Genomic DNA, 26,143 nt, shown 5'->3' on the forward strand with positions numbered 1-26,143 from the left:
TCGTAGCGGGCGATTTCCGGACGGGCGACCGGCCGACCTCGACCGGCGACCGAACGAACCCGGCGGGCGACCGGTCAGGCGATCCGGCGCACGAGCACCGAGATACCGATCGCCGACGCGGCGAGGACGACCAGATTGAACACGGCCTGGAACACCGGGACGAAGTCGGGGCTGAACCACACCCGGATCGCCTCGCTCGCCGCGAAGTAGAACCGGAACGTCGCCACGAGCGCCAGGAGACAGAGGATGGCGAACGCCGCCCACTGGACGTAGCCGACGATATCGCGATCGTCGACGGAATCCCGGTCGCCCTCCGCGGTCACGCCTCCGTCGGCGCTCCGGGCCTCGCCCGTCGGCGAGGGGGCCGTGCGGTCGGCGTCGCCGTCGAAGTCACCGGTCGGCTGGTTGTCCCCCTGTACGGTCGCGTCGTCGGTGTCTCTGTCGCTCATTGGTGCCTCCGTGCCGCGAGTGCGGCGAGCGCGAGCAGGGCCGCGAGCGCGCCGGCCGCGCCGAAGCCGGGACCGGATCCGCTGGCGTTGGTCGGCATCGGCGTCGCGCCCGCGTTGTCGCTCCTGCTCCCACCGTCGTCGCCTCGCTCGAAGTCGCCGGCCTGGAAGTCGACCTCCTCGCGGGTGGTGTTCTCCGGGACCGGCCGAGAGGGGTCGAGCTTCGCCGACGCGGTCGCCGACTCGACGACGACGCCGTCCCTGAACAGGATCCCGTCGAGGTAGTAGTTGTAGTTCGACGGGACCGTCAGGTCGGCCGCCTCGGTGACCGTCTGCCCGGGACCGATCTCGTCGATCTCCACGGCCGCGCGGTCGGCGATCACGTTCGACTCGACCTGCCGCGCCGTGACGATCAGCCGCAGGCCGCCCGCCGGCTCGTCGCCGCGGTTCGTGAGGTAGGTGCCCGTCCGCAGCGTCGTCCGGTTGTTCGCCTCCTCGGCGACCTCGTAGGTGATCACCGGGATCGACGCCGAGGTGTCGCCGAAGCGGTGGAAGCCGACGGACGACGCCGCGTAGTCCGGCGTCAGCGAGTCGACGCCGCTGACCTCGGTGCTCCCGGTCTCGACGCGGCGACCGTCCTCGTAGACGCGGATGTAGAGCCGATAGCCGCCCTGCCGGTCGACGGTGACGTTGACCCGCGTGCGAACCTCGCGGTTCCCGTCGATCGATCCCAGGTCCTTCCGCACCGTCGTCGCCACGAGTCCAGTGTCCGTGTCGACGGCCTGGACCTCGACGGTGACGTTGTCGGCGGGGCCGCCGCGGTGGTCCATCCGCACGTCCAGCGAGAGCTCGGCGCGTTCGCCGCCGACCTCGCCCGCGGCGACGCGGGGGTCCTGGAGGGCGAGGACGCTCGGCCGAACGTTCTCGTCGGTCCGCTCGGCGAGGGCGTTCGGCGCCGCGATCGCCAGCCCCGCGGCGCCGACCACGAGCGCGAGCGCGAGGACGCCCAGCCACGCTTCTCGATTCACGTTCCCCAGAGCACCGGCGTCCGGTAAATGTCTTGTGTCCAACACCTGCGGTCGTGACCGCGGTCCGTCGCGGCCGCAGTGTCGGTCCGTCCCGGTCGGGGCGGTGGTTGGCGGGGCCTACCCGAAGGCGCCGAGACTGGACTGGAGGTTTCGATCGCTGTCGCCCGCGGTCACGTCGTAGCCCACGAGGTCGCGCATGTCGACGGCGTAGGTGCTGCCCCCGTTGTCGAGTACGAGCACCCTACCCTGGACGCCCCTGACCGTCCCCGAGGCGAGCGTCTCGGCCACCGGGCGGTCGGCCAGCTCGAACCCGTAGTCGAAGTCGTAGGTCTCGATCGGGTCGAACCCGGCGAGCAGCGAGTCCCAGGCGGCGCCGTCGACGGTCTCGTGGAGGCCGCGGACCTTCGTCGGGACGCGCACGCGGTCGCCGATCTCGGTCGCGATCTCGGCCTCGATCTGGCGGGCGACGCGGCCGTCGGCGACCGTCCGGAGGTGCGCGGCGCGGTCGGCGCCCTGCTCGCGCAGGCGGGTGTCCAGCCGCCAGGAGCGGGTGACGCCGACCTTGAACGTCTCGGGCGCGAAGGCGGCGAGGTAGATGGCGTGTTCCTCGTGACAGGAGTCGACGGGCATCGAGCACTCGCCGGTACAGCGCGCGCAGGGCCAGCGATAGGTGTGATCGTCGCAGTAGGGCGCGCCGTCGCGCGGACAGGGCGTGTGCGACCCGTCGTCGAGCACGCCGGCGCAGTGGCGGTCGGCGAGCGCGTAGGAGAGGTCGGTGCCGGGGTCGAGCGGCACGGTCGAGACGGACCCGTCGTCGGCGATCAGCAGCGCTGGCGGGCCGTCGGTCCCCGTCTCGTACCCCACTATCTGCACGCCCGCGGGTTGGCGACCCCCGGATATAGTCGTGGCGCTCCGGCGGGGACGACCGCGAGCGAGGGTCGCGCCGCGGCGCGGCGGCGGACCGTCGCCGTCGGGGATCTGTCGGCCGGGCGAACGGTGGGTCGGGTTTAACTGTCGGGGCGTCGTCGGTTCGCCGTAGCATGGCCGACCTGCAACTCACCAGTCCGGCGTTCGAGGACGGCGCGGCGATCCCCGAGCGCTACGGCTACACCGAGGACAACGTCAACCCGCCCTTCGAGATCTCGGGCGCGCCCGCCAGCACGGAATCGTTCCTGATCGTCGTCGACGACCCCGACGCGCGCGAGCCCGCTGGGAAGATCTGGGACCACTGGGTCGTCTGGAACATCGACGCCGACACCGAGTCGATCCCCGAGGACTGGGACCTCGAGAGCGCGGGAGCCGTCGCCGGCGAGAACGACTACGGCGAGACCGGCTGGGGCGGCCCGAACCCGCCGGACCGCGAGCACACCTACCGGTTCCTCCTCTACGCGCTCGACGACCGGCTCGACCTCCGGCGGGACGCCACGAAAGACGACGCCTACGACGCCGCCGAGGGCTGCGTCGTCGGCAAGGCACAGCTCGAAGGCACGTACGCGCCCTGAATCGGGGACCTCGGACGATTCTGCGACCGCCGGTCAGCCGTCGAGCAGCGCGCGGGTGGCGCGTCGGACGGCGTCGTCGCTGGAGCCGTCGGGCTCCCACCCGAGCGCCGAGAGCTTCTCGATGGAGAGGCGCATCCGCGGCACGTCGCCGACCCAGCCGCGGTCGCCGCCGGTGTACTCGTAGTCGGGGTCGAGCCCCATCTCGTCGCTGACGATGTCGGCGATGGTCGTCACGGAGGTAGTCGTTCGGGTGCCCAGATTGTAGACGTTGAAGTCACCGTCGGCGTGTTCGACGACGTGACACATCGCGTCGACGCAGTCGTCGACGTGCATGTACGATTTCTCCTGACGACCGTCGCCGAGGATGGTGAGTGACTCCGGGTCCTCCTCCAGTTTGTCGATGAAGTCGGGGATCACCGCACCCAGTTGCAGGCGCGGCCCGACGATGTTGGCGAAGCGGTACACCCACGCGGTGAAGTCGTGGCTGTGGGCGTACACCGACAGCAGGCTCTCCTCGCCGAGTTTGCTCGCGCCGTAGATGCTGATGGGTTCCAGCGGCGCGTAGTCCTCGGGAGTCGGTCGCGGGGCTTCGCCGTAGACGGTCGACGAGGAGGTGAAGGCGATCTTGTCGACGCCGACCTCGTCCATGCGGTCGAGGACGGTCTCGGTGAGTTCGTTGTTGAAGCGGTACTGCTCGATGTCGTCGGCGGCGGCGTTCTTGTTCGCGGCGAAGTGGAAGACGCCGTCCACGTCCTCGGTGATCGCTTCGGCGGCCACCTCGGGGTCGGTCAAATCGCCCTCGACGACCTCGACGCCGTCGGGCAGCCAGTCGCGCTCGCCGTTCGAGAAGTCGTCGACCGCGACGACCTCGTTGTCGGCGACGAGTCGCTCACAGAGGTGCGACCCCACGAAGCCCGCCCCGCCCGTCACGACCAACCGCTTCCCGGAGAGTTCCATGGGCGGACCTCGTCCAGCGGCGACATGTGTGTTGCGGAAGCCCGGAGGGACGGCCGGTCGTGACCGGGCCCGACCGAACGTGTCACCGACAACGGTAAATCGGGCAGGGGACACAGACGACGTATGAACGACGACGGAACACGGGGGTCGAGCCGGCGCGCGTTTCTCGCGGGGGCGGGCGCGGTCGCCGGGACCGCGCTCGCGGGCTGTGGCGGACTCGTCTCCAGACCGGGGAGCGGGGGCACGCCGACGGCCCGGGACGTGACGCTCGCGGCGCCGTACAAGGGACCGGAGGACGCGCCGGTGACGGTCGGCGTCTACAAGGACTTCGCCTGTCCGGCCTGTCGGGATTTCAACCGCGTCGTCGCGCCGCGGATCGAGAGCGAGTACGTCGACTCGGAGGTCGTCCGCTACGAACACTACGACTTCCCGCTGGACAACCACGCGCCGGCGTCCTACACCGCCGCCAACGCCGCGCGGGCCGTCCAGCACGACGCGGACGACGCGGCCTTCTTCTCGTTCGCCGACGCGCTGTTCGACAACCAGAGCGACCTGGGGCCGTCGACGTACGCGACGCTGGCGAACGACCTGGACGCGACCGTCGACGGCGACCGCGTGCGCTCGGCCGCCGAGGGGCGAACGTACCGGGAGGTCGTGAGCGCGGACAAGCAGATGGGTATCGACGCGGGCGTCCGCGCCACGCCCACCGTCGTCGTCGACGGGTCGATCGTCGAGCAGCGGAGCTGGGAGGGGATCCGCTCGGCGATCGAGGCCGCCCGGCCTGAGAGCGGCTGATGGAGCGGTCGCGCCGCCTTCGCGGGCGATCCCGGCCGATCGCTCGGTCGGAAGGCTCCTAAACGGGGGTTCCGTAGCCGTCGCGCATGAACGACGAACCCGAGGTCGCGGTGTTGCGGCTGGGCCACCGGCCGGGCCGCGACGACCGGATGACGACTCACGTCGGACTCACGGCGCGGGCGCTGGGCGCCGACCGCGTCGTCTTCGGCCCGAAGGCGTCGGGATCGGCCGACACCGTCCGAGACATCACCGACCGCTTCGGCGGCCCCTTCGAGGTGGAGGTCACCGACGCGCCGAAGGCCACCATCTCCGACTGGGTGGGGCCGGTCGTCCACCTCACGATGTACGGCCTGCCGATCCAGGACGTGCAGGGCGACCTGCGCGCGTCGCTCGACGCGGGCGACCCTATCCTGTTCGTCGTCGGCGCCGAGAAGGTTGACTTCGACGTGTACGAGCGCGCCGACTACAACGTCGCCGTGACGAACCAGCCCCACTCGGAGGTGGCGTCGCTGGCGGTGACGCTCGACCGGCTGTTCGACGGGGCCGAACTCGACCGCGAGTGGGAAGACGCCGACCGCGAGGTGATCCCGAAGGAGACTGGCAAGCGCGTCGTCGAGCCCGGCGAGTCCGACGAGGGCGGGTCCGGATCGGCCGACCGAGCGGAGTGAGCGCGCCCCGGCGAGCGGATCCGCGTCGAGACGACCGAACGCACCGGTTCCATCCATCCGGTGCTTTTAAACGCCTCACGGACTGAGACGGACGTAATGGCTTTTGACGAACTTCTGGAGGACCCCGTTATACAGAAGTACCTGCACGAGCTGGTCGGCCCGAAAGGGATGCCGGTGGCGGCGGCGCCGCCGGACGGCGAGGTGACCGACGAGGAGCTCGCCGAGGAGCTCGGGCTCGAACTCAACGACGTGCGCCGCGCGCTGTTCATCCTCTACGAGAACGACCTGGCGAGCTACCGCCGGCTGCGCGACGAGGATTCGGGGTGGCTCACCTACCTGTGGACCTTCGAGTACGAGAAGATCCCCGAGCAGCTCCAGTCGGAGATGCACCGCCTGCTCGACGCGCTGGAGGAGCGGGAGGACTACGAGAAGGACAACGAGTTCTACCTCTGTGAGCACTGCGGCATCCGCTTCGAGTTCGGCGAGGCCATGGAGTTCGGCTTCGAGTGCCCCGACTGCGGCAACGCCGTCGAGGCAATGGAGAACACCCGGCTCGTCGACGCCATGGAGACCCGGATCGCAAAACTGCGCGACGAACTGAACGTCGAGCACAGCGAGGCCTGATGGTCGTACTCGCAACCAAGCTCTACGTCGAGGGCGACGCCCGCTCGCGGGCGACCGACTCGCTGCGCTCGCAGGTGAACAACGTCGTCGGCGACCTGGACGTGTCCGTCGACCTCGAGATCCGCGACGACGAGTTCCCCGAGGTCACCCTCGACGGCGAGGACGCGACGGTCGCGGCCAACGCCCTCGCCGAGGAGTGGGGCGAGATCGTCCCCGCGCTCGAACCCGGCGAGACGCACGTCGGGATGCTCGAATCGTGGGACGACGAGGGGTTCGTCCTCGACGCGGGCTACGGCACTCGGGTGCGGATCCCGACCGACGAGATCGGTCTGGGCCAGGGGACGCCCGAGCAGATCCGGACGCGGTTCGGCCTCGTCCAGCACCTGCCGATGCGGTTCGTCGCGGGCGAGGAAGACGAGCCGGCGCGGCTGGCCGACGCCGAGCGCGACCGCCTCTACGAGTGGACGCGCGGCGCCGGTCGCGTCAACGTCAACTCGGCGACGCGGGCGGAGGCGCGGGCGACGGTCAACCGCGCGGGCCACGCCCAGGACATCGTGACCGTCGAGCGGCTCGGGCTGCTCGAACAGAGCATCGTCTGCCGGGAGGACACCGACCCGCCGGGGCTGCTGGCGAGCATCGGCCAGTACATGCCGGCGGAGCTGCTCTGCGTCGTGCCATGAGGCGGCGACTGGTCCTCGCGCTCGGTCTGTTGGCGGTGCTCGTCGCGCTGGCCGGCTGCGCGTCCCCGTTCGGCGGCGGCGGGCCCGACGACGCGCGGCTCAACCAGAACGCGACCTACGAGTGGGACACCAACGCGACGACGACCTACGACGTGGCTCGCGGGAACTTCACCGGGGTCATCGGCGTCGAGAACCAGTCGTACGTCCAGCTCTACCAGCGGAGCGAACTCGGCACCGACGAGCCGCTGGACGTGGCCTCGCTACGCTTCCGCTACCCCGACAACGGGACGGTCGTCGCGCCGGCCAACCGGTCGAACTTCTACGTCAACGCGACGAACTCGCGGTTGAACGTGACGCTCCCGGCGGCCGGCGGGCAGGTGGCGTTCACGGCGAACCGGCCCAACGCCAAGCGGTTCGCGATCCCGATGTACCTCGACTCGGCGCACTCGGTCGAGGTCGTCCTCCCGCCGCAGGCCCGCGTCGGCGTGCCGCTGCTCTCGAAGGTTTCGCCGGGCGGGTCGACCTCGCGGGTCCTGGAGGGCTCCGACCGGATGCTCGTCCGCTGGCAGTCGGCCGACCGCGGTCCCATCGTGACCCGGTACTACCTCGCCCGGGACCTGCTGCTGTTCGGCGGTATCGGCGGCATCCTGGCGCTGGTCGGCGTCGGCGGCGCGCTCTACTACCTCCGACAGATACGCGTGCTCGAACGCCGCCGCGAGGAGATCGGGCTCGACGTGGAGACCGAAACCGACGAGTTCGACGACGACGACCCGCCGCCCGGGATGCGGTAGTCGCGACCGCGGGGCGTCGGGGCGGGTCGCCCGCGCGCCCGGGATCGTTCTGACCCGAAGCAGGCGACCTTTTACGGGTCGGGCGCCAACGGCGGGTATGCGCGTGGCTATCGTCACGGTCGGCGACGAGTTGCTCGCCGGCGACACCGTGAACACGAACGCCGCCTGGCTGGGGGAGCGACTGACGGAGCGGGGCGTCGACGTGGAGCGCGTCGTCACGCTCCCGGACCGGGTCGCCGACATCGCCCGCGTCGTCAACGAGTACCGCGCCGAGTACGACGCCGTCCTCGTCACCGGCGGGCTCGGGCCGACGCACGACGACCTGACGATGGACGGCGTCGCCGCCGCCTTCGGCCGCGAGGTCGTCGAGAGCCAAGAGGCGCTCGACTGGCTCGCCGAGGAGGGCGGCTACGCGGCCGACGACCTGGCCGAGGGCACGGCGGACATCCCGCGGGGCGCTCGCCTGCTGAAGAACCCCGAGGGCGTCGCGCCCGGCTGCGTCATCGGGAGCGTCTACGTCCTGCCGGGCGTTCCGGCGGAGATGGAGGCGATGTTCGAGACGGTCGCCGACGAGTTCGCCGGCGAGATCGAACACGTCGCCTCGGTGGTCGCCGACGAGCCCGAGAGCGCGCTGCTGGACCGGATCGACGGGCTCCGCGACCGCTTCGACGTGACCGTCGGGAGCTACCCCGGCGACTCGGTGCGGGTGAAGATCCAGGGCGGCGACGAGGAGGCCGAGGCGGCCGCCGCGTGGCTGCGCGAGCGGGTGGAGTTGGTCGATATCGAAGAGGAAAGCGGCGAGTAACGCGGCGCTACCGGTAGAGGACCTTCCACCACAGCGCGGTCAACAGCAGCCCGCCCAGTAGCAACACGAACCCCGCGACGTTGATGAGCCCGCCCTGCACGGCCTCGGCGCTCTCCTGCAGCGGCATGTACATATCCGAGCGTTTCGCGTGACGCGATGTAAAACCGCCCGGTTTCCGCCGCGCTCGCGCCGGTCCCGGCGGCGTCCCGTGGCGTTCGCTCGGCGCCGGGCCGCCGGCCCGGGAGTCGGGCGGCTTTTGCCCGGTCGCGCCGAACCACCGGTGATGCGACGGATCGGCGTGGTCGTCAACCCGATCGCCGGCATGGGCGGGCGAGTCGGGCTGAAGGGCACCGACGGGAAAGTCGAGGAGGCCCGCGAACGCGGGGCGGAGCCGCGGGCGCCCGAACGGGCTCGTGCGGCGCTGGACGCGCTCGCCGAGACCGACGCGAGCGTCGAGATCCTCGCGTTCGAGGGGGTTATGGGCGCCGACGCGGCCCGCGCGGCGGGCTTCGATCCGGTCGTCGTCGGGGGGCCCGAGTCGCGGGGCGACGCGAGCGGGGAGATCGAGACCACGGCCGAGGACACCCGCGCGGCGGTCCGGGCGTTCGCCGACCGCGACGCGGACCTGATACTGTTCGCCGGTGGGGACGGGACGGCCGTCGACGTGGCGGAGACGCTGGCCGACCTCGACAGCGAGATCCCGATCCTGGGGGTGCCCGCGGGCGTGAAGATCTACTCGTCGGTGTTCGCGGTGCGACCCCGGGAAGCGGGGATCGTCGCCGCGTCGTTCGACGACGTGGAGACGGGCGAAGTCAACGACGTGGACGAGGACGCCTACCGCGCCCAGGAGGTGTCGACCGAGCTGCGGGCCATCGCGAAGACACCGGTCGCCGAGCAGCGCCAGGCGAGCAAACAGAGCGGCGGCGGTTCCGTCGCGACGCTCGCCGAGGGGGTCGCCGAGGAGGTCGAACCCGGCGTGACGTACGTCCTCGGCCCCGGCGGGACCGTCGGCGCGATCAAGGCCGAACTCGGCTTCGAGGGGACGCCGCTGGGCGTCGACGTGTGGCGGGCGGACGCCGACGGCGGGGCCGACAGCGGTGGACCACCGTCGGGCGAGGTGGTCGTCCGCGACGGCGGCGCCGCCGAGATCGAGGCGGCGCTGGGGGAGCGAAACGTGGTCGTCGTCTCGCCGATCGGCGGCCAGGGGTTCGTCTTCGGACGGGGCAACCAGCAGATCTCCCCCGCGGTGATCCGCCCCTCGACGGTCGAGATCGTCGCGACCCGCGCGAAACTCGACGGGCTGGACGCCCTCCGCGTAGATACTGGCGACCCCGACCTCGACGCCTCGCTGCGCGGCTGGCACCGCGTCAGGGTCGGCCGCTACGAGCGCCGTCTCGTCGATATCCAGTGACTGGTCCCGACTCGCCGCCCGTTCTCCGCGGTCGATACTCCCGCCCCCGCTGTCGGCACTCCCCGTCCCCGCCGTCAGCACCCCCGTTCTCCGCCGTCGGCATACCCCTGCTGACCCTAGTATGGGAACCGTTCAGAACCGCCGTACCGATTTCCGGACGATCGTCCACCATATGTAATAGTATTCGACGGCATATTATACCGTGTATGGATACGTTTAAGGTCAATAGCGGATAAGAAAGGGTATGGAAACGCGGAAAGTCCAGCGGTTGGGTCCGTCGACGCTGGCGATGACCCTCCCTGCGAAGTGGGCCAAGGAGCACAACGTCGAGAAGGGCGACGAGGTATCGCTGCGGATGGGCGGCAAGGGGACGCTGACGGTGATGCCCGAGTCCGTTCAGGGCGAGGACTCCGAGGCGGTCATCCACGCCGAAGACCTCAACGCGGACGCCCTCGAACGGGCGATCCTCTCGCAGTACGTCCTCGGTCGGCGCATCATCCACGTCGACGCCGGCGAGAGCGGCACTCTCGAGAGCGCGCACATCAACGCCGTCTACAACGCCGAGACCCAGCTCATGGGGCTTGGCGTCGTCGAGGAGACGCCCGAGCGTATCGCCATCCGCTGCTCGGTCGACCCGGAGGACTTCACCCTCGACAACCTCCTCGAACGGCTCGAGAGCACGGGCTCGACCATGCGGAACGAGGCCATCAAGGCGCTCGCTCACGGCAACCCCGACCTCGCCCAGCGCGCCCTCAACCGGGAACGGCAGGCCAACAAGATCTTCGTCCTCCTGCTACGACTGATCTTCACCTCCTACCAGAACCCGAACCTGGCCCGAGCGGTGGGGCTCAACGACGGCTTCCCGCTCATCGGCTACCGGTCGATCGCGAAGAACCTCGAACTGACCGCGGACAACGCCGAGGACATCGCGGAGATCGCCCTGGAGACGGAAGGCCACTCGCTGAACGTCGACTCCTCGACGATGCGCCGCATCCGGGAGTTCACCGACCAGGTCAACGAGATCACCGAGCTCGCCGTCGAGGCGGCCGTCGAACGGGACTACGACATCGCCATCGAGGTCCGCGAGATGTTCGCCGAGATCGGCGACCGCGAGGCGGAGATCCTCGACGACCTCGACGAGATGTCCAACGACGACGTGCTGCGGGTGCGCGAGGTGCTTGTGAGCCTCCAGCAGACCGCCCAGTACGCCGTCCGGAACGCCGAGATCGCGACGAACCTCGCCCTCAGCGAGGAGTCCGAACACACGACCATCCAGTCCGACTCCACCGAGGAGTGAGCCGCCCGCGGCGGCCGCTTCGGGAGCCGTCTCGGCTCCGCCGCGCCCCGCGGGTTCCGGCTCGGTCGGGCCGGCCGTTGCTCGGACCTCGAATGAATTAAGTGGTGAGTGACGGAACGGAAGGGTATGAGCGAGGTTACCGCGGGCTCGGACATGGGCATCGGGCTGGGACTGGCGTTCGGCGTGCTCGCGGTGGCGGGCGCGGTCGGCATGCTGGTCGCCTACAGCAATCAGGTCGTGGCGGGCTGGAGCTTCGCGCTAGCGATCGTCGCTGGGATCTGCTCGATCGCCGGCGTCCACCTCTACGGTGGCGCGGACGCGTAAGGAATTCTTAAGGGTGCTCGCGACCTAGCCCGGCGTATGAGCGAACTCGGCGAGGAGGACAGGGAGATTCTGGATTATCTACGCGATAGCGTCTCGCGCGGGCAGAGTTACTTCAGAGCGAAGAACATCGCGGAGCAGATCGGTCTCTCTTCGAAGCAGGTCGGCGCGCGCCTGCCCAAGCTCGACGAGGAGTCCGACGACGTCGACATCGAGAAGTGGGGCCGCGCGCGCTCGACGACCTGGCGCGTCACGCTCAGTTAACGGGCTCTTTTAGGGGACGGGGACCGAAGCACCGTCATGACTGTTCGGGTGGAGCGGTCGTTCGAGCTACCGGTCGACCGCGAGCGCGTCTGGGAGTTCATCGCCGACCCGGGACGGAGAGCCGGCGCCATCAGCGTCGTCTCGGACTACACCGTCCACGACGACGGCAGCGCGACCTGGCGACTCGACCTCCCGATCCCGGTCGTGAACCGGACCATCGCTGTCGAGACCGAGGACGAGGAGCGCCGATCGCCGGAGTACGTCCGGTTCGTCGGCCGCTCGAAGGTGATGAAGGTGGTCGGCGAGCACGAACTGACCGAGACCGACGAGGGGACGCGGCTCACCAACCGCTTCGTCGTCGACGGGTCGCTCCCGGGCGTCGAACGCTTCTTCAAGCGGAATCTCGACGAGGAGATGCAGAACCTGGAGCAGGCGCTGGCCGACGACCTCGGGGTCGAAGTGTGAGGCTCGCGCTCGCCCAGCTGCGGATCGAGGGCGGCGACGCGGCGAGCAACGTCGAGCGCGCGCGGACGGCCGTCGCCGAGGCCGCCGCCGACGGCGCGGATCTCGTCGCGCTCCCGGAGATCTTCAACGTCGGCTACTTCGCGTTCGACAGCTACGCCCGCGACGCCGAGAGCGTCGCCGGCCCGACCGTCTCCGCGCTCGCCGAGAGCGCGCGCGAGCACGGCGTGGGCATCCTCGCGGGGAGCATCGTCGAAGACCTGGCGGCCTCCCGGGCCGACGGCGTCGAGACGCCCGCCGCGGAGGGGCTAGCCAACGCCGCGGTCTTCCTCGACCGGACGGGCGAGCGCCGGGCGGTGTACCGCAAACACCACCTGTTCGGCTACGGCTCCGCCGAACAGGAGCTCCTGACGCCCGGCGAGTCCGTCCCGACCGTCGAGTTCGACGACCACACCGTCGGCGTGACGACTTGCTACGACCTGCGGTTCCCGTCGCTGTATCGGGACCTCGTGGACGCGGGGGCGACGATGGTGCTCGTCCCGAGCGCGTGGCCCTACCCCCGCGTCGAGCACTGGCGGCTGTTCCCGCGGGCCCGCGCCGTCGAGAACCTGCTGTACGTCGGCGCCGTCAACGGCGTCGGGAGCTTCGACGACGCCGACCTGCTGGGGCGGTCGACGATATACGACCCGTGGGGGACGACGCTCTCGAGCGCCGGCGACGAGGCCGCCGTCGTGACCGCCGACGTGGACGCCGACCGCGTCGCCGAGATCCGGTCGGAGTTCCCCGCGCTGGAAGACCGTCGATAGCTCAAGCGCGCGTTTGAAGCGACGGTATCCCTTTCGTGGCGGCGACGGATCCGACGCGTATGGTTCGAAAGGCAGTGATTCTCGTGGCCGTGCTGGTGGCCCTCGCGGGCTGTGCGAGCATGGGGTCGGGCGACTCGGCGAACCGCGACGGCGCGGAACCGCAAGCGGCCGATGCGGGCGACGGGGGAGACGGCGGCGACGGGAGCGGCGGTGCCGCCGGCGGTGACGGCGGGTCCGGCGGTAGCGACGCGGCGGACGCCGAGTTCGGCGCGAGCGACGATAGCGGTGGCGGCCAGGGAAGCGCCGCCGCACAGGTCGACCGCGCGCTGATCAAGACGGGCGAGGTGGCCCTCGAAGTGGAGAACTACTCCGTCGCCGAGCGGGCGGTCAGGGACCGGGCGGCGGACCTCGGGGGCTACGTCTCGGGGTCGAACGTCGAACTCCACCACCGCGAGAACGAGACCTGGCGGACCGGCCACGTCGAGGTGCGGGTCCCCTCGGCGAACTTCACGGCGCTGTACGAGGGCGCCCAGGGCGAGGGGACGGTGCTGTCGGCCGACTCGAACACGAAGGACGTGACCGACCAACTGGTCGACCTGACGGCTCGACTGGAGAACCTCCGCTCCCAGCGCGACCGCCTGCGCTCGCTGTACGACTCGGCCAACACGACCGAGGACCTCCTCGACGTGGGCGAGCAGCTCTCCGACGTACAGGGGGAGATCGAACGGCTCGAAGCCCAGAAGCGGTCGCTACGCGACAGGGTGTCCTTCTCGACGGTCCGCGTCGAGTTGAGCGAGCCCGAGCCCGACGCGGTCGCGCCCGAGGAGCCGACGCCGTTCCACGAGCAGTCGCCCGTCGCGGTTTTCACCTCGTCGGTTAGCGGCTTCGTCACGTTCGCTCGCACGGTCTTCGTCGCGGGCGTCGCCGCGGTGCCGTGGGTCGTCGGGCTCGGCGTGCCCGCCCTCCTCGTTGTCGGCGCCGGACGGCGTGTGGGTGTCAGGCGGCGACTACCGTTCGTCGGCGGCCGGTCGGGCTCGTTGCGCCCGTCCACCGACCGCGACGACGCGGGCGAGGGCCTCCGAACCGAGTTCGAGTCGGACGACGAGGACGGTTCGGACGAGTCGACCTCGGAGTCGGACGCCGGGGGCGGCGGGTCGACCGACGAGTCCGGGGAGGAGTGAGCGACCGCGGAACTGCCCGGCGGCGTTTCGTCATGCGAGACGGTCCCACGTGAACGTCACTCGGGGGTGGTTCCAGACACGAGATTTATATCGTAGGACGCGTAACCAACTGGTGCCGGCAAGACGCTTTTCACGTCGCACCCGGCAATCCAACCGCGCTCGGCCAGGCCCACGTCGACCACTCGCCGCGGCACCTGTCCGGACAGGCCGCCGCGGCCCGCCTCCTCGTCCACGGCCCGCCTCTCACCTTTCGTCTCCGCGCTCGACGGACCCGAGAGCGGCGACTCTCCGTCATTGAACGGGTCACGCTGCTCGACGCATCGGAAACGGGACGGGCGACAGTGGGACGGAAGCCGTCGCTCAGACGTCGAGCGCGTACAGGTCACCCGTCTCCGTGAGACAGTACGCGACGCCACCCGCGACGGCCGGCACACCCGGTCGTCCGGCGTACACCGCGTCACCCTCCGATTCCTCGGAGAACGCGACCGTCGCCACCAGCGAACCGTCCGACCGGTCCAGCACGGCCAGCGAACTCCCGATACTCAGGTAGACGCAATCGTCGGAGACGGTGCAGTGGCGGAGGGTCGCCACTCCGTCGTCGGATACGCCGACCTCCACGAGATCCGCCCCCGTTCGCTCCCACGAGACGGTTCTCTCCCGGGCGTCGAGCGCGATGATCTTCCGTTCGGTCACGGCGTACAGCGTGCCGTCCGCGACGGCGAGCGAGCGCGGACGCTCCCGAAACCGCTCGAACGTCCACCGATGGACGCCGTCGGTGGCGTCCCATCTCGCCACCGACCGGTCGTCGTGGGGCGCGTAGACGGCGCCGTCGGCGAGCACCGGAGGGCAGTACGCCTCGCCCGCGGCCGTCTCCCACGTCACGTCGCCGCTGGTCGCGTCGAGCCGCGCGATGCGGCTCCCGACGAGAGCGAAGACGCCGCCGTCACCCACCGCCGCCGAGGCGGTTCGCGAGCCCGGTTCGGCCACGTCGGTCTGCCACTCGACGGAGCCGGTGTCGGCGTCGAGCGCGGTCACCGCTCTGGTCTCGGTGGCGCCGCCGATATACACCGATCCGTCGTGGACCGTCGGGGCGGTCTCCGGCAGGCCGACCGTCGGTTTGAGCAACTGTCGGCTCGGTGCGCGCCACAGGCGCTCGCCGGTCTCCGCGTCGAACGCGGTGACGCCGCGCCAGGCGCGGCCGATCACGAACCGCGAGGCGACGAAGACGGTCCCGTCCGCGACCGTCGGCGACGTGAGCTCGCGCGGTCCGGGGTCGGCACACCAGGCCAGCGTGCCGTCGGACCGGTTCAGCGCGTAGAGCCGGCGGTCGGAGACGTAACAGTACTCCCCGGAGACGACCGGTGCAGCGAGGTTCCCGACGCCGAGACTATCCGGTCCCGGCCCGATGTCCGTCCGCCAGTGCTCGTCACCTATCGCCGCTTCCGTCGCTGTCCCGGACGATCCGGAGACCTGTCCGGACATGCGATGGTCCGCGCGCGGATGCGGGAAGCTCCCCTCGACAGGCGCGTCGGCGGATCGTTCGTTGTCGTCGATGGCACAGTCCTCGGGGTCGGGGTTCCACTGCGTGGCGTGCCGCATGGCGGCGTAGCCGCCGGCGCCGACTGCGCCGAACCCGATAGATGCGAGAACCGACCGTCTGGACGGGGAGGGCACTGTCCGACGTTCAGGGAGTGGTAAGATAAACGTCACGACACCCCATCGAACTCGGGCCGCCCGTCCTCCGATCGCGCGAGTTCAGTCCTCGTCGGTCGTGATGTCGGCCGAGAGCCCCTGGGCCATCTCGATGTCCTTCGAGTTGTTGAGCGTCCAGGCGGTGCGCTCGGTGACGGCCTCGATGACTTCGCGGGCGCTCGGGGCGCCCTTGCCGGACTTCTTGACGCCACCGAACGGGAGCTGGACTTCGGCGCCGATCGAGGGGAGGTTGCCGTAGGCGAGGCCGACCTCGGCGTGGTCGCGGTAGTAGTTGATCTGGCGGTAGTCCTCCGAGACGACGGCGCCGGCGAGGCCGTAGTCGGTGTCGTTGTGGATCTCGACGGCGCGCTCGATGTCCCCGTCGTACTCGATGAGCGCGACGTGGGGGCCGAACACCTCCTCGTGGATACAGCGCAGGTCGGGGTCGTAATCGATCTCGTAGACGAACGGCCCGACCCAGTGGCCGTCCTCGTGGCCGTCGGGGATTTCGCTTTCGGCCAGTTCCTCGCGGTCGACGAGGACGGTGGCGCCCTCCTCTCGAGCGAGGTCGTTGTACTCGCCGAACTTCTCGACCTGACTCTCGTCGACGACGGGGCCCATGAACGTGTCCTCGTCGAGCGGGTCGCCGACGGCCACGTCTTCGGCCAAGTCGACGAACCGTTCTTTGAACTCGTCGTACACGTCGGTGTGGACGATCAGGCGTTCGCTGGAGACGCACCGTTGCCCCGTGGTCTTGAACGAGGACATCACCGCCGAGTGGACGGCGATGTCGAGGTCGGCCTCCTCGGTGACGACGACGGCGTTCTTGCCGCCCATCTCCAGGGCGGCGTCGCGGCCGGGGACGCCGCCGAGTGTCTCGTCGATCTTGTGGCCCACCTCGGCCGAGCCCGTAAAGAGGACCGTCGAGACGCGTTCGTCCTCGACGATAGCGCTGCCGGCGTCGCCGAAGCCCTGGACGACGTTGAACACGCCCGGCGGGACGCCCGCGTCGATCATCATCTCCGAGATCACCTGACCGCACCGCGGCGTCTGCTCGGCGGGCTTCCAGACGACGGTGTTGCCCTCGACCAGCGCGACGGCCATGTGCCAGAAGGGGATGGCGACCGGGAAGTTCCACGGGGTGATGCAGCCGACGACGCCGCGGGGCTTGCGGCGCATGTAGGCGTCTTTCGCGGCGATCTCGGAGGGGACCACGTCGCCGTGGGGGTGGCGGGCGTTGCCGGCGGCCCACTCGACCATGTGGGCGGCCTCGACCACGTCCGCGCGGCCCTCGCTGATCTCCTTGCCGCACTCGCGGGTGACGATCTCGCCGAGTTCGTCCGTGCGGTCACGCAGCTCGTGGTACACCTCCCAGAGCACTTCGGCGCGGTCGATGTAGGACAGCCGGCGCCACTCCTCGAAGGCCTCCTCGGCGGCGGTGACCGCCCGCTCCACGTCCGCCGGGGTCGCGCGGTAGAACTCCCCGAGCGTCTCTCCCGTCGCCGGATTCGCGCTCTCGAAGGTCTCCTCGCTCGATCCGGTCGTCCACTCGCCGTCGACGTAGTGCTCGAAGGGCTCCGTTTGGTCCCGACTCATGGCTCGTCGTTCGACTGCGACGGTGAAAAAGCCCCTGCGGCCGTCGCCGCTCCTTCGCTCGACCCCGTCGATCTCCGTTCGTTCGGCGGCCCTGCCGGTCGTCCGCCGAACTCCCCCGACCGCCGCTCCATCGCGTTATCAGCCCCGATACTCCGCGAAATATTGATTATAGTTCGTTATAGATATCGAAACGGGCGAGTGATAGACGATGGCTACCGTATCAGGGCCGCCGAGCCGGGTCGGGACGAGTGGAGAGAGCGACGCCGAGGGAGCGGACGGCCGGGGATCGGACGACGGGGCCGACCCGACGGTCGCGGTGTTCGACGGGTCGACGCGGGCGGCGCTGTACCGGCGGTGGCTCCCCGAGACCCTGGATGTCGTCACCGCGCGGTCGGTCGGTGAGGCCAGGGAGACGGTCGACCGGACGACGGCGGTCGCGCTCGTGCGCCACGAGCTATCGGAGCCGAAACGCTCGGCGATCGCCGACCTGCTGGAGGGCCGAGCGAGCCGCGTTCGGACCGTGATCACGACCAGCGGCCACGAGCCGGTCAGCGACTCCGTCGTCGACGCGGACGCCTGCCTGTGCGAACCGATCGACAGGGAGTCACTCCGAGAGGTCGTCGGCTGCCAGCTCGCGATGGCGTCGTACGGGCGGCTGCTCGCGGAGTACTACGAGTGTACGGCCTGGCTGTCGTCCAGGGAGGTCGAACTCCGTGCCGAGGAACGGGACGACGACGAGCGCTATCGCCGCCTGGAGTCGCGGCGGGCGGACCTGGCCGCGGGGATCAAGACGCTCCAGAAGCGTCTCTCGGCCGAGGAGGTGCGGTCGGTGCTGTTCGACATCGCGCCCCCGGAGTACGAGCGCGAGGCCGCGGAACGCGAACCGACGAGCGGCAAGTACCGACCGGACGGCTGTCGGTCTTGCGGGCGCGACTGGAACGTCAACCCCGACGGCTCGCCCGCCGGCTACCGGCGGCTGGGCGCGTTCGTCTGGGAGTGTACCGACTGCGGGACGCTCCACGACCGCTCGGACCCCGCGAACCAGCGGATCGCTCGTCGCCGGTGAACGTTCGCGCGCCTCCGAACTCTCTACCGTTGCCACACAGGTCTCGGATGGTCTCGGTGAGTTCGTCGATCGCGATCGCCCGGCGATCCATCGTGCCGATGATCTCTCCGGTAGCCACTCCGTGGGGAAACGTCGGTCGGACTAACCGGTAGCCGGAGCTATCCGGAACGCAAGTACCGACAGACCCGGATCATCCGTCAGTTTCCGAGGCGATCACGGCCACGGTACTGCCGAGCCACAGACACAGACCGAACAATGCGGCCCAGCCGGTGAGGTACCAGGGCACGGTCTGGAAGGTGTGTTCGGCGACGAAAGCGTTCGTGATGAACTCGTTCAGTTCCGGGTCGGGTTCGAGTTGCCGAGTCGTGATGACCGCTCCACTGCTCGAGCTCCCGACCCCGTAGATCCAGTTTACACCGGCGATAAACAGCCGAAACGGGCTCAGCCGGTGCAACAGAAAGTACAGCGGAGCCGCCGGGGGTTGAAACGTGTTCAACGGTGTTTCGGTGACGATATCGTACCCCAGATCCACGATCGCCTGGAAGAACAGTGTCGCGCCCAGAACGAGCAGCGCCCCGACTCGCCCCTGGATCGACCGAGAGGTGAGCGTCCCTGTGGCCACACCGACCCCGACACAGGTTGTCGCGTAGACCGGCGTCACCAGCAGGAACGCGACTGTGCGGAGTAGCGACGGAGCACCGCGTTCGGGTATCTGCGTCCCAACTGCCAGAGCGATGAGCCACCCCGAGACTACGATTACCGCGAGTGCTACGTCGGCGTACGTCTCCCGGGCAGTCTGCGACGTGGCGTCGTCCTGGGTCGTCCGCCACCAACCGACCAAGAACCCGCCGACGAGGATCACCAGCGCGAGATCCCGCACCGCGTACAGCACGGCGATATCTGGACCGACGAGTCCGACCACTCGGCCCGGCACGGACGGTCCCCGGGTCTGCGAGACCACGAGGACGTACAGCGTCGAAACGACGGCGAAAGCCGCTACCGGCAGACGCGTGAATTCCGTTCTGATACGGTTCTGGAGGGACATCCACATCAAGTGTGAAATAGGTGATAAAATACGGTTTCGATCCGATTTCGGTGGATCTTCGCCACCGTCGTCTTTCTCTGTGGGGGTGTTTCCTCCGAAAGATACGTAACACCTGATAGCACGACTCCGGGACCGCTGCACGGGTATCGAGGAAAGACTTCCCGCTGACGAAGTCCAGGCAGCCACCCGCGACGTTCGGTCGCACGGTGCCGGCAACGCGGGCGACTCAGTCCCTGCTACGGCGCGGGATCGATCCGTTCCAGCGCGTGCTCGAAGTCGTCGGCACCGATCACCACGTCGTCGGCTTTCTCGTTGGCCTCCTCGGGGTCGACGCCGGCGGCGACCTCGCTGATGGCCCGCATCGACGCCGCGCGGACCAGCGACTCGATCTGCGCGCCCGACAGCCCCTCCGTCTCGCCGGCGAGTTCGTCCAGGTCCACGTCGTCGCCGAGCGGCTTGCCCTCGACGTGTACGTCCAGGATCGCCCGCCGGCCCGCCTCGTTCGGGTTCGGGACCTCGACGTGCTGTTCGAGCCGGCCGGGTCGCAGCAGCGCGTCGTCGAGCATGTCCCGGCGGTTCGTCGCGGCGAGGACGACGACGTTCGGATTCTCGGCGGCGCTGTCCATCTCCGTGAGCAGCTGCGAGACGACGCGCTCGGTCACCTCGTTGCCGTCCATGCGGCCGCCGGCGATGCCGTCGATCTCGTCGAAGAAGACGATCGCCGGCGCGGTCTGGCGGGCGCGGTCGAACACTTCTCTGACTGCTTTCTCGCTCTCGCCGACGTACCGGTCCATCAGTTCCGGCCCCGCGACGCGGATGAAGTTGACGCCGCTCTCGCCCGCGACAGCCCGCGCGAGCAGCGTCTTCCCCGTCCCCGGCGGGCCGTGCAGCAGGACGCCCGAGGGCGGGTCGGTGTTGGTCGCGGTGAACAGGGGGCCGTACTCCAGCGGCCACTCGACGGCCTGTTCGAGCGTCGATTTCGCCTCCGCCAGCCCGCCCACGTCGTCGAAGGTGACCGTCGGCGACTCGGCGACGTACTCCCGCATCGCCGAGGGCTCGACCGTCCGCAGCGCCGCCTCCATGTCCTCCCGGGTCACCTCCGGCTCGTCCCGGGTTCGCCGGAGCGCGTGCATCGCGGCCTCGGTCGTGAGGGTGTGCAGGTCCGCGCCGACGAACCCGTGGGTCCGGCCGGCCACCCTGTCGAGGTCCACGTCCTCGGCCAGGGGCATCCCGCGGGTGTGTACGTCGAGGATCTCCCGGCGGCCGGTCTCGTCCGGAACCCCGATCTCGATCTCGCGGTCGAACCGTCCCCCGCGGCGCAGCGCGGGGTCGATGCTGTCGACGCGGTTGGTCGCGCCGATGACGATGACCTGTCCGCGGTCCTCCAGCCCGTCGAGCAGGGTGAGCAGCTGCGCGACGACGCGGTTCTCCATGTCCGAGTCCTCGTCGCGCTCGCCCGCGATGGCGTCGATCTCGTCGACGAAGATGATCGCCGGGGCGTTGGCCTCGGCGTGGTCGAACGCCTCGCGCAGCCGCTCCTCGCTCTCGCCCTTGTACTTCGAGACGACCTCCGGCCCGGAGATCACGTCGAAGTAGGCGTCAACCTCGTTGGCGACCGCGCGCGCGATGAGCGTCTTCCCCGTCCCCGGCGGGCCGTGCAACAGCACGCCCCGTGGCGGCGAGATACCCAGCCGGGTGAACAGATCGGGGTTCGACAGCGGCAGCTCGATCATCTCCCGGACCTGGTCGAGTTCGTCGTCCAGCCCACCGATGTCCTCGTAGGAGACGCCCGTGCGCGATGCGGACTCGTCGGGGGTCGACTCCGCCGCCGCGCCGCCCGCGGTCGAGCCCGCCGATCCGCTCGAACTGCTCGACGTGCCGCTCGCTCCCGCACCGCCGCCGCTCGCCGAGCCGGTCCCACCGGTCGCGCCCCCGGTCGGCGTCCCGTCGATCGGCGGGAGGACGGTGATGTCCGTCTCGTCGGTGACCCGGACCGCGCCGTCGGGGTCGGTCCCGGAGACGGCGAAGGCGCCGACGCCGTCGATGTGGACCTGTTCGCCCTCGCGGAGCGGGCGGTCCAGCAAGGCGCGTCGGACCGCCGACTCCTGCTGTGCGTCGTCGAGTCCGACCGTCTGGGCCAGCCGGACGGTCAGGCTGTCGGCCTCCCGGACGGAGGTCTGCTCGACGGTGACGGTGTCGCCGATGTTCACGCCGGCGTTGGCCCGCGTGTCGGCGTCGATGCGGATGTAGGCGCCGTCGCCGCTCTCGGGCCACGCTTTCGCGACGGTCGCCCGCTCGCCCTGGATGACGAGCGGGTCGCCGCTCAGCACACCCAGTTTCGAGCGGACGCGTTCGGGGACCCGCGCGATGCCGCGGCCGGCGTCGCGCTTGTTCGCTCCTTCGACGGAGACCTCGATGGCGTCGCCGCTTCCCATACCCCCGCTATCGGGCCGACGCTCTTTATGTTTCCCACCGGCGCTTTCGCGGAGGGGCGGGCAAACTGCGTCCATCCCTCCGCCAAAGAGATTGGGCAAAACTCCGGGAGAGCAAGGTCTCCCGAGCGGGGAACCGCGCGCCACAGGCGCCGGATGCTCGGTGCAGGACAGCTATCGACCGCGGGGACGCGGCCGGAGTGACTACCTCTGCCGACCACTCAGGCGACCCAGCCGCTGATTTCGAGTAAGTACCGCTCTCCTTCGTAGGAGACGTACCAGTGATCACTGTGAGGATCCGGGAGGTCCGAGACGCTCTCCATCCGCTGTTTCAACCTTTCGTAGCCGGGAGAGGATTCGTTACAGTCCTCGTACCGTCCGTACTCTTGGTCTCTCCCGGCTTCGATCGCCGCTTCGAGGACCGACTTCGCTTCGCTCGATAGGTCCTCGAGAGACCCGAGATACCGGTCGGCGACGTATTTGCGGAACCCGCTCTCCGACTCGGCGACCCGAGTCGCGGTGTAGTCGAACGTGCGTCGAGTGAGCGTCGTCTCGTCGGCGGAGACGGTTACTCTGTAGACACGGTCGTTCCACTCGACCCACGTCGTTCCCGAACCGACGAGTTCAGAATCTGCTGTACCCCGTGGGTAGGGCACCTGGCTGTCGGTCGCCCCCAGACTCCCCGTGGGATGCCCCTCGCGTGTGTACTCCGGGCCGCGTATCAGGTATTCCAGCGCGTGCTGGTCGACCTCCGGAAGGTCGGCATAGTCGACGACGGTTTCGTCCGCGGGCGCCTCTTGACCGCTCTCCCAGGAGAGATCGGCGCGCCGCGCCTGCACTTCCTCGGCACCCGTCCGTTCGTAGTCGATTCGGTAGTACGCTCCCTCGCGTTCCGCGTACTGTTCCGTTCGTATCGGACGCCGTCCGTACGTCCGGAGGACGACCCCGTCTTCCGCCATGATTCGGTCGACAAGCCGTTGCTGCGCGGGTCGAAACCCCGTGACGAGCTGTTCAGTCGGCGCGAACCGCGACACGTACACCGTGTATCCGCGCGTGCAGTCGGGGGTCGTCTCCGTCTCCGGGTCGTCGGTTGGTGATGGAGAGCGCCGCTGAGTGCCGGGTCCGTCGGTCGACGACGAGACGTGCCGGGTCGCGCCGGATGTCGCTGTCGACGACTGATCCGTCGCCGACGGGTCACCGATGCATCCGCCAGCAAGAAGCGGAACGGCAGTTGCGAGGAGGGAACGTCTCGATCGCACATCGAGCGATTGCTGAGATGGGATAATGGGCTTTGTGGGCGAGGTAGCGCGTCAGAGTGGCGGACGAGTCAGCTCACGACGGAGACCGGAGAAACGCCTTTACCCCGTGGCGACGCACACACCACCATGGTCGTGACTACCGAGCGCGACGAAATGACCTGGTACAAGTGCGAGGCGTGCGGGCTGATGTTCGACGACCAGTCCGACGCGCGCCAGCACGAGGACAACTGCGACGCCGAAGAGCCGTCGTACATCCAGTAGACCGGTCGATCCACGGACCACCGGGGCCGCGGTTCGCCGGGGATCGGGCCGCCGAGGGGGAGCCCTACGCGTTCTCGACGATCTCGAAGCTCTGTTCGCCCATCTCGTCCTCGACGAAGACGAACACGCGCCCGTCGACGACCGACAGGTCCGCCTCGACCTCGACTCGATGACTCTCCGAACGGGCCTTGACGCCCTGAAAGAGCGGCTCCTCGTCGCCGTCGTCGACCATGACGCGGCCGACGCCGGTCGACTCGAGGATGTCGTCGTGGGTGTTCAGGTCGTTGACGTACAGCATGATCCCCTGGGTCTCGGAGGCGTCGGTGACCAGGACGTGGACGTCCTTGCCGGGGGCGGCGCGGACGCTGTCCTCGACGGCCGTCGGGACGCCGCGGTAGAACACCTCCCGGTCGTCGACGTACTCGACGGCGATCCCGTCCTCGGTGAGTTCGACCCCCAGCGTGTCCGGCGGCACGTCGTTGCGCGCGCTCATACCTCCGAGTTCCGGCCAGCGCCCCAAAAGCGTCGCGTTCGCGAACCGGTGGGGACGTGGGAGACCGCCGCTCCGCTTGCCGGATTCCCACAGAGGTAAATACCGCCCGGGAAGACAGGGAGACGATGGAAGGACAGGCAGTCGCCCCCGCGGCGGGGACGGTGCTGAACGCCCTCGCGAACGGCAAGGGGTCGGCCTTTGCCATCGACGAGTACACGACCGCGACGGTCGAACTCGACGCCGGTGCCGACGGCGTGACCGGGCGGGTCGCCGAGGACCCCGACGCCGATACCGAGTTGATCGAGCGCTGCGTCGCCGCGGTCACCGACCGCTTCGGGGCGGGCGAGGGCGGGCGCGTCCGCACCGAAAGCGACGTGCCGATGGCCTCGGGCCTGAAGAGCTCCAGCGCCGCCGCCAACGCGACCGTGCTGGCGACGCTCGACGCGCTGGACGCCGCCGCCGAGATCACCCGCGAAGACGCCTGCCGCATCGGCGTCCAGGCCGCCAGGGACGCGGGCGTCACGGTGACGGGCGCGTTCGACGACGCGAGCGCGAGCATGCTCGGCGGCGTCACGGTCACCGACAACGCCGAGGACGAACTGCTCGCCCGGGCGGAACGGGACTGGTCGGTCCTCGTGTGGACGCCGCCCGAGCGGTCGTTCTCGGCGGACGCCGACGTGGACAGCTGCCGACGGGTCGCGCCGATGGCCGACCTCGTGGCGGATCTCGCGCTGGACGGCGAGTTCGGCCGCGCGATGACGGTCAACGGGCTGGCGTTCTGCGCCGCACTCGACTTCCCGACCGATCCGATCGTCGAAGCGATGCCGGTCGTTCACGGCGTCTCGCTGTCGGGGACGGGGCCGAGCTTCACCGCCGTCGGCGAGCGCGAGGACCTGGAGGCACTGCGCGACCGCTGGAGCGACCGCGAGGGTCGCACGTGGCTGACCACGACACAGACGGAAGGGACACGGATCTCATGAGCCAAGACGAAACCACCTACGCGGAGGAGATGGACCTGGACGAACTGCGCGACGAGATACAGTCGATCGACCGGGAGATCGTCGAGCTGATCGCCCAGCGGACCTACGTCGCCGACACGATCGCCCAGGTCAAGGACGAACAGGGGCTCCCGACGACCGACGAGGAGCAGGAACAGGCCGTCATGGACCGGGCCGGCGAGAACGCCGAGCAGTTCGACGTGGACTCCAACCTGGTCAAGGCCATCTTCCGCCTGCTCATCGAGCTGAACAAAGTGGAACAAAGAGAGAGCCGATAGGCGATAAAGGCTGGCTGAGGGCTTTTAGACACTTTTTGTCCGGCCACAACGCTGAGTTTAGACCTACCGTCCGAGTTTTGGGATCGATGAGCGACTGGAAGACTCGACCACGTCTATCGCACACGCTGTCACGACAACTGCTGCGGGTTCCACGCTACTTTCAACCGCTCTATCCTTAGCCCAGAGTTATTCCTCGTCAGATGGTTCGAGTGGGACTCGTTCGACCTCGATATCTTCGTAGTCTTTCTCGGAAGAAAGTACGCCCATTTCCCGCGTCTCAGCAGTCGCCGCGTGGAACGCGTCGAACGGTGTCATTCCCTCGTCGTAGTAGTTGACGGCTTTCAGCACGACCTGTTTCTCTTCCTCGTTCCGCACGGGGACGAGTTCGAGCAGGTTTGCCACCAGCGGAACGTAGTCGAACTCGTACCGTTCTCGAGCGAGGAGGAGTTCGAGATAGGAGAACGGTGACGTTTCGACATCGTGCTCGGCGAGGGCGTCCTCAGCGGAGCCCTGCAACCAATCGGTGTCTTTTGCGAGTGCGAGCAGGAAATCCGTTTCGACGTACACCGTCATCTGTCGCCGCCAGCTCCCTCGGCTTCGTCTTTCGCCTCCGCCTCGATATCCTCTCGAATTTCTTCGACGGATGCATCGTGAAGTTCGCCTGCCGCCTCGCGGACAGCGGCGAGTGGGTCGTCGGCGACCGGAATCAGCTCGATTCTGTCCTCGTACATAACGATATGATACTTTTGACCGTACTTCTCGCGCACCTCCTTCGGGATGTACAGCCGTCCCTGCCCATCCGTCTCTGTTGACATAGCTGGTGCTACGCTACCACAGTCAAAGAATCTTACCACTAAAACCTGACTGGTGGTGTTCGACGGGGCGTTTCCGTAGTTTGTATGGTGGATTTCATCCATTTGAACAAGGTAGAGCAGCGCGAGAGCCGCTGAACCCGTCTCGAACGACGGCTCGGCCGACCCGACCA

At 69.0% G+C, this 26,143-nt stretch carries 31 protein-coding genes; 18 read left to right on the forward strand and 13 right to left on the reverse strand.

Annotated elements, in window-relative coordinates; genetic code table 11:
* Positions 1 to 74 precede the first annotated feature (74 nt).
* From HZS54_RS18825 to HZS54_RS18835, 3 genes are all read right to left on the reverse strand, one after another.
* Entirely contained in the window at positions 75 to 449 is a 375-nt protein-coding gene (locus HZS54_RS18825; protein ID WP_246391693.1) for a DUF8060 family membrane protein, read from the reverse strand.
* Positions 446 to 1,474 (reverse strand): DUF7490 domain-containing protein, encoded by a 1,029-nt coding sequence (locus HZS54_RS18830; RefSeq protein ID WP_179918602.1) that lies wholly within the window; start codon positions 1,472 to 1,474, stop codon positions 446 to 448. Before HZS54_RS18830 ends, HZS54_RS18825 begins: the two co-directional genes overlap by 4 nt.
* A gap of 117 nt (positions 1,475 to 1,591) precedes the next feature.
* Positions 1,592 to 2,347, reverse strand: coding sequence for a DUF2797 domain-containing protein (locus HZS54_RS18835; RefSeq protein ID WP_179918603.1), 756 nt, complete (start codon positions 2,345 to 2,347; stop codon positions 1,592 to 1,594).
* Between the two features lie 167 nt (positions 2,348 to 2,514).
* Between HZS54_RS18835 and HZS54_RS18840 the strand changes: the two genes are divergently transcribed.
* Positions 2,515 to 2,976 carry a YbhB/YbcL family Raf kinase inhibitor-like protein gene (locus tag HZS54_RS18840; RefSeq protein WP_179918604.1) on the forward strand — a complete coding sequence of 154 codons (462 nt, stop codon included), beginning with the start codon at positions 2,515 to 2,517 and terminating at the stop codon, positions 2,974 to 2,976.
* A 33-nt stretch (positions 2,977 to 3,009) separates the two neighbouring features.
* Here the strand turns inward: HZS54_RS18840 and HZS54_RS18845 are convergent, their stop codons facing one another.
* Positions 3,010 to 3,933 carry an NAD-dependent epimerase/dehydratase family protein gene (locus HZS54_RS18845; RefSeq protein ID WP_179918605.1) on the reverse strand — a complete coding sequence of 308 codons (924 nt, stop codon included), beginning with the start codon at positions 3,931 to 3,933 and terminating at the stop codon, positions 3,010 to 3,012.
* Positions 3,934 to 4,056: 123 nt separating this feature from the next.
* On the opposite strand from HZS54_RS18845, the gene HZS54_RS18850 reads away from it, so the two are divergent.
* The 6 genes from HZS54_RS18850 (at position 4,057) to HZS54_RS18875 (ending at position 8,296) form a co-directional block, all read left to right on the forward strand.
* On the forward strand, positions 4,057 to 4,728 hold the full coding sequence (locus tag HZS54_RS18850) for a DsbA family protein (protein WP_179918606.1): 672 nt from the start codon (positions 4,057 to 4,059) through the stop codon (positions 4,726 to 4,728).
* A gap of 86 nt (positions 4,729 to 4,814) precedes the next feature.
* Positions 4,815 to 5,396: a tRNA (cytidine(56)-2'-O)-methyltransferase gene (locus tag HZS54_RS18855; RefSeq protein ID WP_179918607.1), complete on the forward strand. Its 582-nt coding sequence runs from the start codon at positions 4,815 to 4,817 to the stop codon at positions 5,394 to 5,396.
* A 96-nt stretch (positions 5,397 to 5,492) separates the two neighbouring features.
* Positions 5,493 to 6,020, forward strand: a complete 528-nt coding sequence (gene tfe / locus HZS54_RS18860; RefSeq protein WP_179918608.1) for a transcription factor E — start codon at positions 5,493 to 5,495, stop codon at positions 6,018 to 6,020.
* A complete protein-coding gene (locus tag HZS54_RS18865; RefSeq protein ID WP_179918609.1) occupies positions 6,020 to 6,700 on the forward strand; it encodes a DUF2110 family protein in 681 nt (226 codons plus the stop codon). Before tfe ends, HZS54_RS18865 begins: the two co-directional genes overlap by 1 nt.
* A complete protein-coding gene (locus HZS54_RS18870; RefSeq protein WP_179918610.1) occupies positions 6,697 to 7,491 on the forward strand; it encodes a DUF5803 family protein in 795 nt (264 codons plus the stop codon). The genes HZS54_RS18865 and HZS54_RS18870 overlap by 4 nt, the downstream gene beginning before the upstream one ends.
* Before the next feature lie 97 nt (positions 7,492 to 7,588).
* Complete coding sequence (locus tag HZS54_RS18875) at positions 7,589 to 8,296, forward strand: competence/damage-inducible protein A (protein ID WP_179918611.1); 708 nt, start codon at positions 7,589 to 7,591, stop codon at positions 8,294 to 8,296.
* A gap of 7 nt (positions 8,297 to 8,303) precedes the next feature.
* On the opposite strand, the gene HZS54_RS26495 is transcribed toward HZS54_RS18875, so the two are convergent.
* Positions 8,304 to 8,429 (reverse strand): hypothetical protein, encoded by a 126-nt coding sequence (locus HZS54_RS26495; RefSeq protein WP_281377710.1) that lies wholly within the window; start codon positions 8,427 to 8,429, stop codon positions 8,304 to 8,306.
* A gap of 150 nt (positions 8,430 to 8,579) precedes the next feature.
* Here HZS54_RS26495 and HZS54_RS18880 point away from each other — a divergent pair, with 150 nt between their 5' ends.
* From HZS54_RS18880 to HZS54_RS18910, 7 genes are all read left to right on the forward strand, one after another.
* A complete protein-coding gene (locus HZS54_RS18880; RefSeq protein ID WP_179918612.1) occupies positions 8,580 to 9,707 on the forward strand; it encodes an ATP-NAD kinase family protein in 1,128 nt (375 codons plus the stop codon).
* A gap of 244 nt (positions 9,708 to 9,951) precedes the next feature.
* A complete protein-coding gene (locus tag HZS54_RS18885) occupies positions 9,952 to 11,004 on the forward strand; it encodes a phosphate uptake regulator PhoU (protein WP_179918613.1) in 1,053 nt (350 codons plus the stop codon).
* Positions 11,005 to 11,130: 126 nt separating this feature from the next.
* On the forward strand, positions 11,131 to 11,328 hold the full coding sequence (locus tag HZS54_RS18890) for a DUF7525 family protein (protein WP_179918614.1): 198 nt from the start codon (positions 11,131 to 11,133) through the stop codon (positions 11,326 to 11,328).
* A 36-nt stretch (positions 11,329 to 11,364) separates the two neighbouring features.
* Positions 11,365 to 11,589, forward strand: coding sequence for a DUF7123 family protein (locus HZS54_RS18895; protein WP_179908609.1), 225 nt, complete (start codon positions 11,365 to 11,367; stop codon positions 11,587 to 11,589).
* 36 nt (positions 11,590 to 11,625) lie between these two features.
* A complete protein-coding gene (locus HZS54_RS18900) occupies positions 11,626 to 12,054 on the forward strand; it encodes an SRPBCC family protein (protein WP_179918615.1) in 429 nt (142 codons plus the stop codon).
* Entirely contained in the window at positions 12,051 to 12,857 is an 807-nt protein-coding gene (locus HZS54_RS18905) for a nitrilase-related carbon-nitrogen hydrolase (protein ID WP_179918616.1), read from the forward strand. Before HZS54_RS18900 ends, HZS54_RS18905 begins: the two co-directional genes overlap by 4 nt.
* A 59-nt stretch (positions 12,858 to 12,916) precedes the next feature.
* Entirely contained in the window at positions 12,917 to 14,038 is a 1,122-nt protein-coding gene (locus HZS54_RS18910) for a DUF4349 domain-containing protein (RefSeq protein WP_179918617.1), read from the forward strand.
* Between the two features lie 360 nt (positions 14,039 to 14,398).
* On the opposite strand, the gene HZS54_RS18915 is transcribed toward HZS54_RS18910, so the two are convergent.
* Complete coding sequence (locus HZS54_RS18915) at positions 14,399 to 15,712, reverse strand: outer membrane protein assembly factor BamB family protein (RefSeq protein ID WP_179918618.1); 1,314 nt, start codon at positions 15,710 to 15,712, stop codon at positions 14,399 to 14,401.
* Positions 15,713 to 15,793: 81 nt separating this feature from the next.
* Complete coding sequence (locus HZS54_RS18920; RefSeq protein ID WP_179918619.1) at positions 15,794 to 17,326, reverse strand: aldehyde dehydrogenase family protein; 1,533 nt, start codon at positions 17,324 to 17,326, stop codon at positions 15,794 to 15,796.
* Between the two features lie 208 nt (positions 17,327 to 17,534).
* Between HZS54_RS18920 and HZS54_RS18925 the strand changes: the two genes are divergently transcribed.
* A complete protein-coding gene (locus HZS54_RS18925) occupies positions 17,535 to 18,392 on the forward strand; it encodes a hypothetical protein (protein WP_179918620.1) in 858 nt (285 codons plus the stop codon).
* Positions 18,393 to 18,582: 190 nt separating this feature from the next.
* On the opposite strand, the gene HZS54_RS18930 is transcribed toward HZS54_RS18925, so the two are convergent.
* The 3 genes from HZS54_RS18930 to HZS54_RS18940 all read right to left on the reverse strand — a co-directional run bounded on the left by HZS54_RS18930 (position 18,583) and on the right by HZS54_RS18940 (position 22,828).
* Positions 18,583 to 19,437 (reverse strand): hypothetical protein, encoded by an 855-nt coding sequence (locus HZS54_RS18930; protein WP_179918621.1) that lies wholly within the window; start codon positions 19,435 to 19,437, stop codon positions 18,583 to 18,585.
* 236 nt (positions 19,438 to 19,673) lie between these two features.
* Positions 19,674 to 21,872 (reverse strand): AAA family ATPase, encoded by a 2,199-nt coding sequence (locus HZS54_RS18935; protein ID WP_179918622.1) that lies wholly within the window; start codon positions 21,870 to 21,872, stop codon positions 19,674 to 19,676.
* Between the two features lie 218 nt (positions 21,873 to 22,090).
* On the reverse strand, positions 22,091 to 22,828 hold the full coding sequence (locus HZS54_RS18940; protein ID WP_179918623.1) for a hypothetical protein: 738 nt from the start codon (positions 22,826 to 22,828) through the stop codon (positions 22,091 to 22,093).
* A gap of 426 nt (positions 22,829 to 23,254) precedes the next feature.
* Between HZS54_RS18940 and HZS54_RS26500 the strand changes: the two genes are divergently transcribed.
* Positions 23,255 to 23,389: a DUF7128 family protein gene (locus tag HZS54_RS26500; protein ID WP_006884407.1), complete on the forward strand. Its 135-nt coding sequence runs from the start codon at positions 23,255 to 23,257 to the stop codon at positions 23,387 to 23,389.
* A 64-nt stretch (positions 23,390 to 23,453) separates the two neighbouring features.
* Here HZS54_RS26500 and HZS54_RS18945 read toward each other — a convergent pair whose 3' ends face one another.
* Positions 23,454 to 23,882, reverse strand: a complete 429-nt coding sequence (locus tag HZS54_RS18945; protein WP_179918624.1) for a DUF5796 family protein — start codon at positions 23,880 to 23,882, stop codon at positions 23,454 to 23,456.
* A gap of 125 nt (positions 23,883 to 24,007) precedes the next feature.
* Between HZS54_RS18945 and HZS54_RS18950 the strand changes: the two genes are divergently transcribed.
* Together HZS54_RS18950 and HZS54_RS18955 are read left to right on the forward strand one after the other, a co-directional pair.
* Positions 24,008 to 24,862: a shikimate kinase gene (locus HZS54_RS18950; RefSeq protein ID WP_179918625.1), complete on the forward strand. Its 855-nt coding sequence runs from the start codon at positions 24,008 to 24,010 to the stop codon at positions 24,860 to 24,862.
* Positions 24,859 to 25,158 (forward strand): chorismate mutase, encoded by a 300-nt coding sequence (locus tag HZS54_RS18955; RefSeq protein WP_179918626.1) that lies wholly within the window; start codon positions 24,859 to 24,861, stop codon positions 25,156 to 25,158. Before HZS54_RS18950 ends, HZS54_RS18955 begins: the two co-directional genes overlap by 4 nt.
* A gap of 186 nt (positions 25,159 to 25,344) precedes the next feature.
* Here the strand turns inward: HZS54_RS18955 and HZS54_RS18960 are convergent, their stop codons facing one another.
* Both HZS54_RS18960 and HZS54_RS18965 read right to left on the reverse strand, forming a co-directional pair.
* Entirely contained in the window at positions 25,345 to 25,731 is a 387-nt protein-coding gene (locus tag HZS54_RS18960) for a PIN domain-containing protein (RefSeq protein WP_179918627.1), read from the reverse strand.
* Positions 25,728 to 25,973 (reverse strand): AbrB/MazE/SpoVT family DNA-binding domain-containing protein, encoded by a 246-nt coding sequence (locus tag HZS54_RS18965; RefSeq protein WP_179918628.1) that lies wholly within the window; start codon positions 25,971 to 25,973, stop codon positions 25,728 to 25,730. The genes HZS54_RS18960 and HZS54_RS18965 overlap by 4 nt, the downstream gene beginning before the upstream one ends.
* Positions 25,974 to 26,143: the final 170 nt, after the last annotated feature.

Source organism: Halosimplex pelagicum (assembly GCF_013415905.1).
Lineage (GTDB): Archaea > Halobacteriota > Halobacteria > Halobacteriales > Haloarculaceae > Halosimplex > Halosimplex pelagicum.

What these genes read in the sequence shown, in the direction of transcription:
- HZS54_RS18825 (WP_246391693.1), bottom strand. Translation starts at nt 449, where the DNA reads ATGAGCGACAGAGACACCGACGACGCGACCGTACAGGGGGACAACCAG.
- HZS54_RS18840 (WP_179918604.1), top strand. Translation starts at nt 2,515, where the DNA reads ATGGCCGACCTGCAACTCACCAGTCCGGCGTTCGAGGACGGCGCGGCG.
- HZS54_RS18845 (WP_179918605.1), bottom strand. Translation starts at nt 3,933, where the DNA reads ATGGAACTCTCCGGGAAGCGGTTGGTCGTGACGGGCGGGGCGGGCTTC.
- HZS54_RS18850 (WP_179918606.1), top strand. Translation starts at nt 4,057, where the DNA reads ATGAACGACGACGGAACACGGGGGTCGAGCCGGCGCGCGTTTCTCGCG.
- HZS54_RS18855 (WP_179918607.1), top strand. Translation starts at nt 4,815, where the DNA reads ATGAACGACGAACCCGAGGTCGCGGTGTTGCGGCTGGGCCACCGGCCG.
- tfe (WP_179918608.1), top strand. Translation starts at nt 5,493, where the DNA reads ATGGCTTTTGACGAACTTCTGGAGGACCCCGTTATACAGAAGTACCTG.
- HZS54_RS18865 (WP_179918609.1), top strand. Translation starts at nt 6,020, where the DNA reads ATGGTCGTACTCGCAACCAAGCTCTACGTCGAGGGCGACGCCCGCTCG.
- HZS54_RS18870 (WP_179918610.1), top strand. Translation starts at nt 6,697, where the DNA reads ATGAGGCGGCGACTGGTCCTCGCGCTCGGTCTGTTGGCGGTGCTCGTC.
- HZS54_RS18875 (WP_179918611.1), top strand. Translation starts at nt 7,589, where the DNA reads ATGCGCGTGGCTATCGTCACGGTCGGCGACGAGTTGCTCGCCGGCGAC.
- HZS54_RS26495 (WP_281377710.1), bottom strand. Translation starts at nt 8,429, where the DNA reads ATGTACATGCCGCTGCAGGAGAGCGCCGAGGCCGTGCAGGGCGGGCTC.
- HZS54_RS18880 (WP_179918612.1), top strand. Translation starts at nt 8,580, where the DNA reads ATGCGACGGATCGGCGTGGTCGTCAACCCGATCGCCGGCATGGGCGGG.
- HZS54_RS18885 (WP_179918613.1), top strand. Translation starts at nt 9,952, where the DNA reads ATGGAAACGCGGAAAGTCCAGCGGTTGGGTCCGTCGACGCTGGCGATG.
- HZS54_RS18890 (WP_179918614.1), top strand. Translation starts at nt 11,131, where the DNA reads ATGAGCGAGGTTACCGCGGGCTCGGACATGGGCATCGGGCTGGGACTG.
- HZS54_RS18895 (WP_179908609.1), top strand. Translation starts at nt 11,365, where the DNA reads ATGAGCGAACTCGGCGAGGAGGACAGGGAGATTCTGGATTATCTACGC.
- HZS54_RS18900 (WP_179918615.1), top strand. Translation starts at nt 11,626, where the DNA reads ATGACTGTTCGGGTGGAGCGGTCGTTCGAGCTACCGGTCGACCGCGAG.
- HZS54_RS18910 (WP_179918617.1), top strand. Translation starts at nt 12,917, where the DNA reads ATGGTTCGAAAGGCAGTGATTCTCGTGGCCGTGCTGGTGGCCCTCGCG.
- HZS54_RS18920 (WP_179918619.1), bottom strand. Translation starts at nt 17,326, where the DNA reads ATGAGTCGGGACCAAACGGAGCCCTTCGAGCACTACGTCGACGGCGAG.
- HZS54_RS18925 (WP_179918620.1), top strand. Translation starts at nt 17,535, where the DNA reads ATGGCTACCGTATCAGGGCCGCCGAGCCGGGTCGGGACGAGTGGAGAG.
- HZS54_RS18930 (WP_179918621.1), bottom strand. Translation starts at nt 19,437, where the DNA reads ATGTCCCTCCAGAACCGTATCAGAACGGAATTCACGCGTCTGCCGGTA.
- HZS54_RS18935 (WP_179918622.1), bottom strand. Translation starts at nt 21,872, where the DNA reads ATGGGAAGCGGCGACGCCATCGAGGTCTCCGTCGAAGGAGCGAACAAG.
- HZS54_RS18940 (WP_179918623.1), bottom strand. Translation starts at nt 22,828, where the DNA reads ATGGCGGAAGACGGGGTCGTCCTCCGGACGTACGGACGGCGTCCGATA.
- HZS54_RS26500 (WP_006884407.1), top strand. Translation starts at nt 23,255, where the DNA reads ATGGTCGTGACTACCGAGCGCGACGAAATGACCTGGTACAAGTGCGAG.
- HZS54_RS18945 (WP_179918624.1), bottom strand. Translation starts at nt 23,882, where the DNA reads ATGAGCGCGCGCAACGACGTGCCGCCGGACACGCTGGGGGTCGAACTC.
- HZS54_RS18950 (WP_179918625.1), top strand. Translation starts at nt 24,008, where the DNA reads ATGGAAGGACAGGCAGTCGCCCCCGCGGCGGGGACGGTGCTGAACGCC.
- HZS54_RS18955 (WP_179918626.1), top strand. Translation starts at nt 24,859, where the DNA reads ATGAGCCAAGACGAAACCACCTACGCGGAGGAGATGGACCTGGACGAA.
- HZS54_RS18960 (WP_179918627.1), bottom strand. Translation starts at nt 25,731, where the DNA reads ATGACGGTGTACGTCGAAACGGATTTCCTGCTCGCACTCGCAAAAGAC.
- HZS54_RS18965 (WP_179918628.1), bottom strand. Translation starts at nt 25,973, where the DNA reads ATGTCAACAGAGACGGATGGGCAGGGACGGCTGTACATCCCGAAGGAG.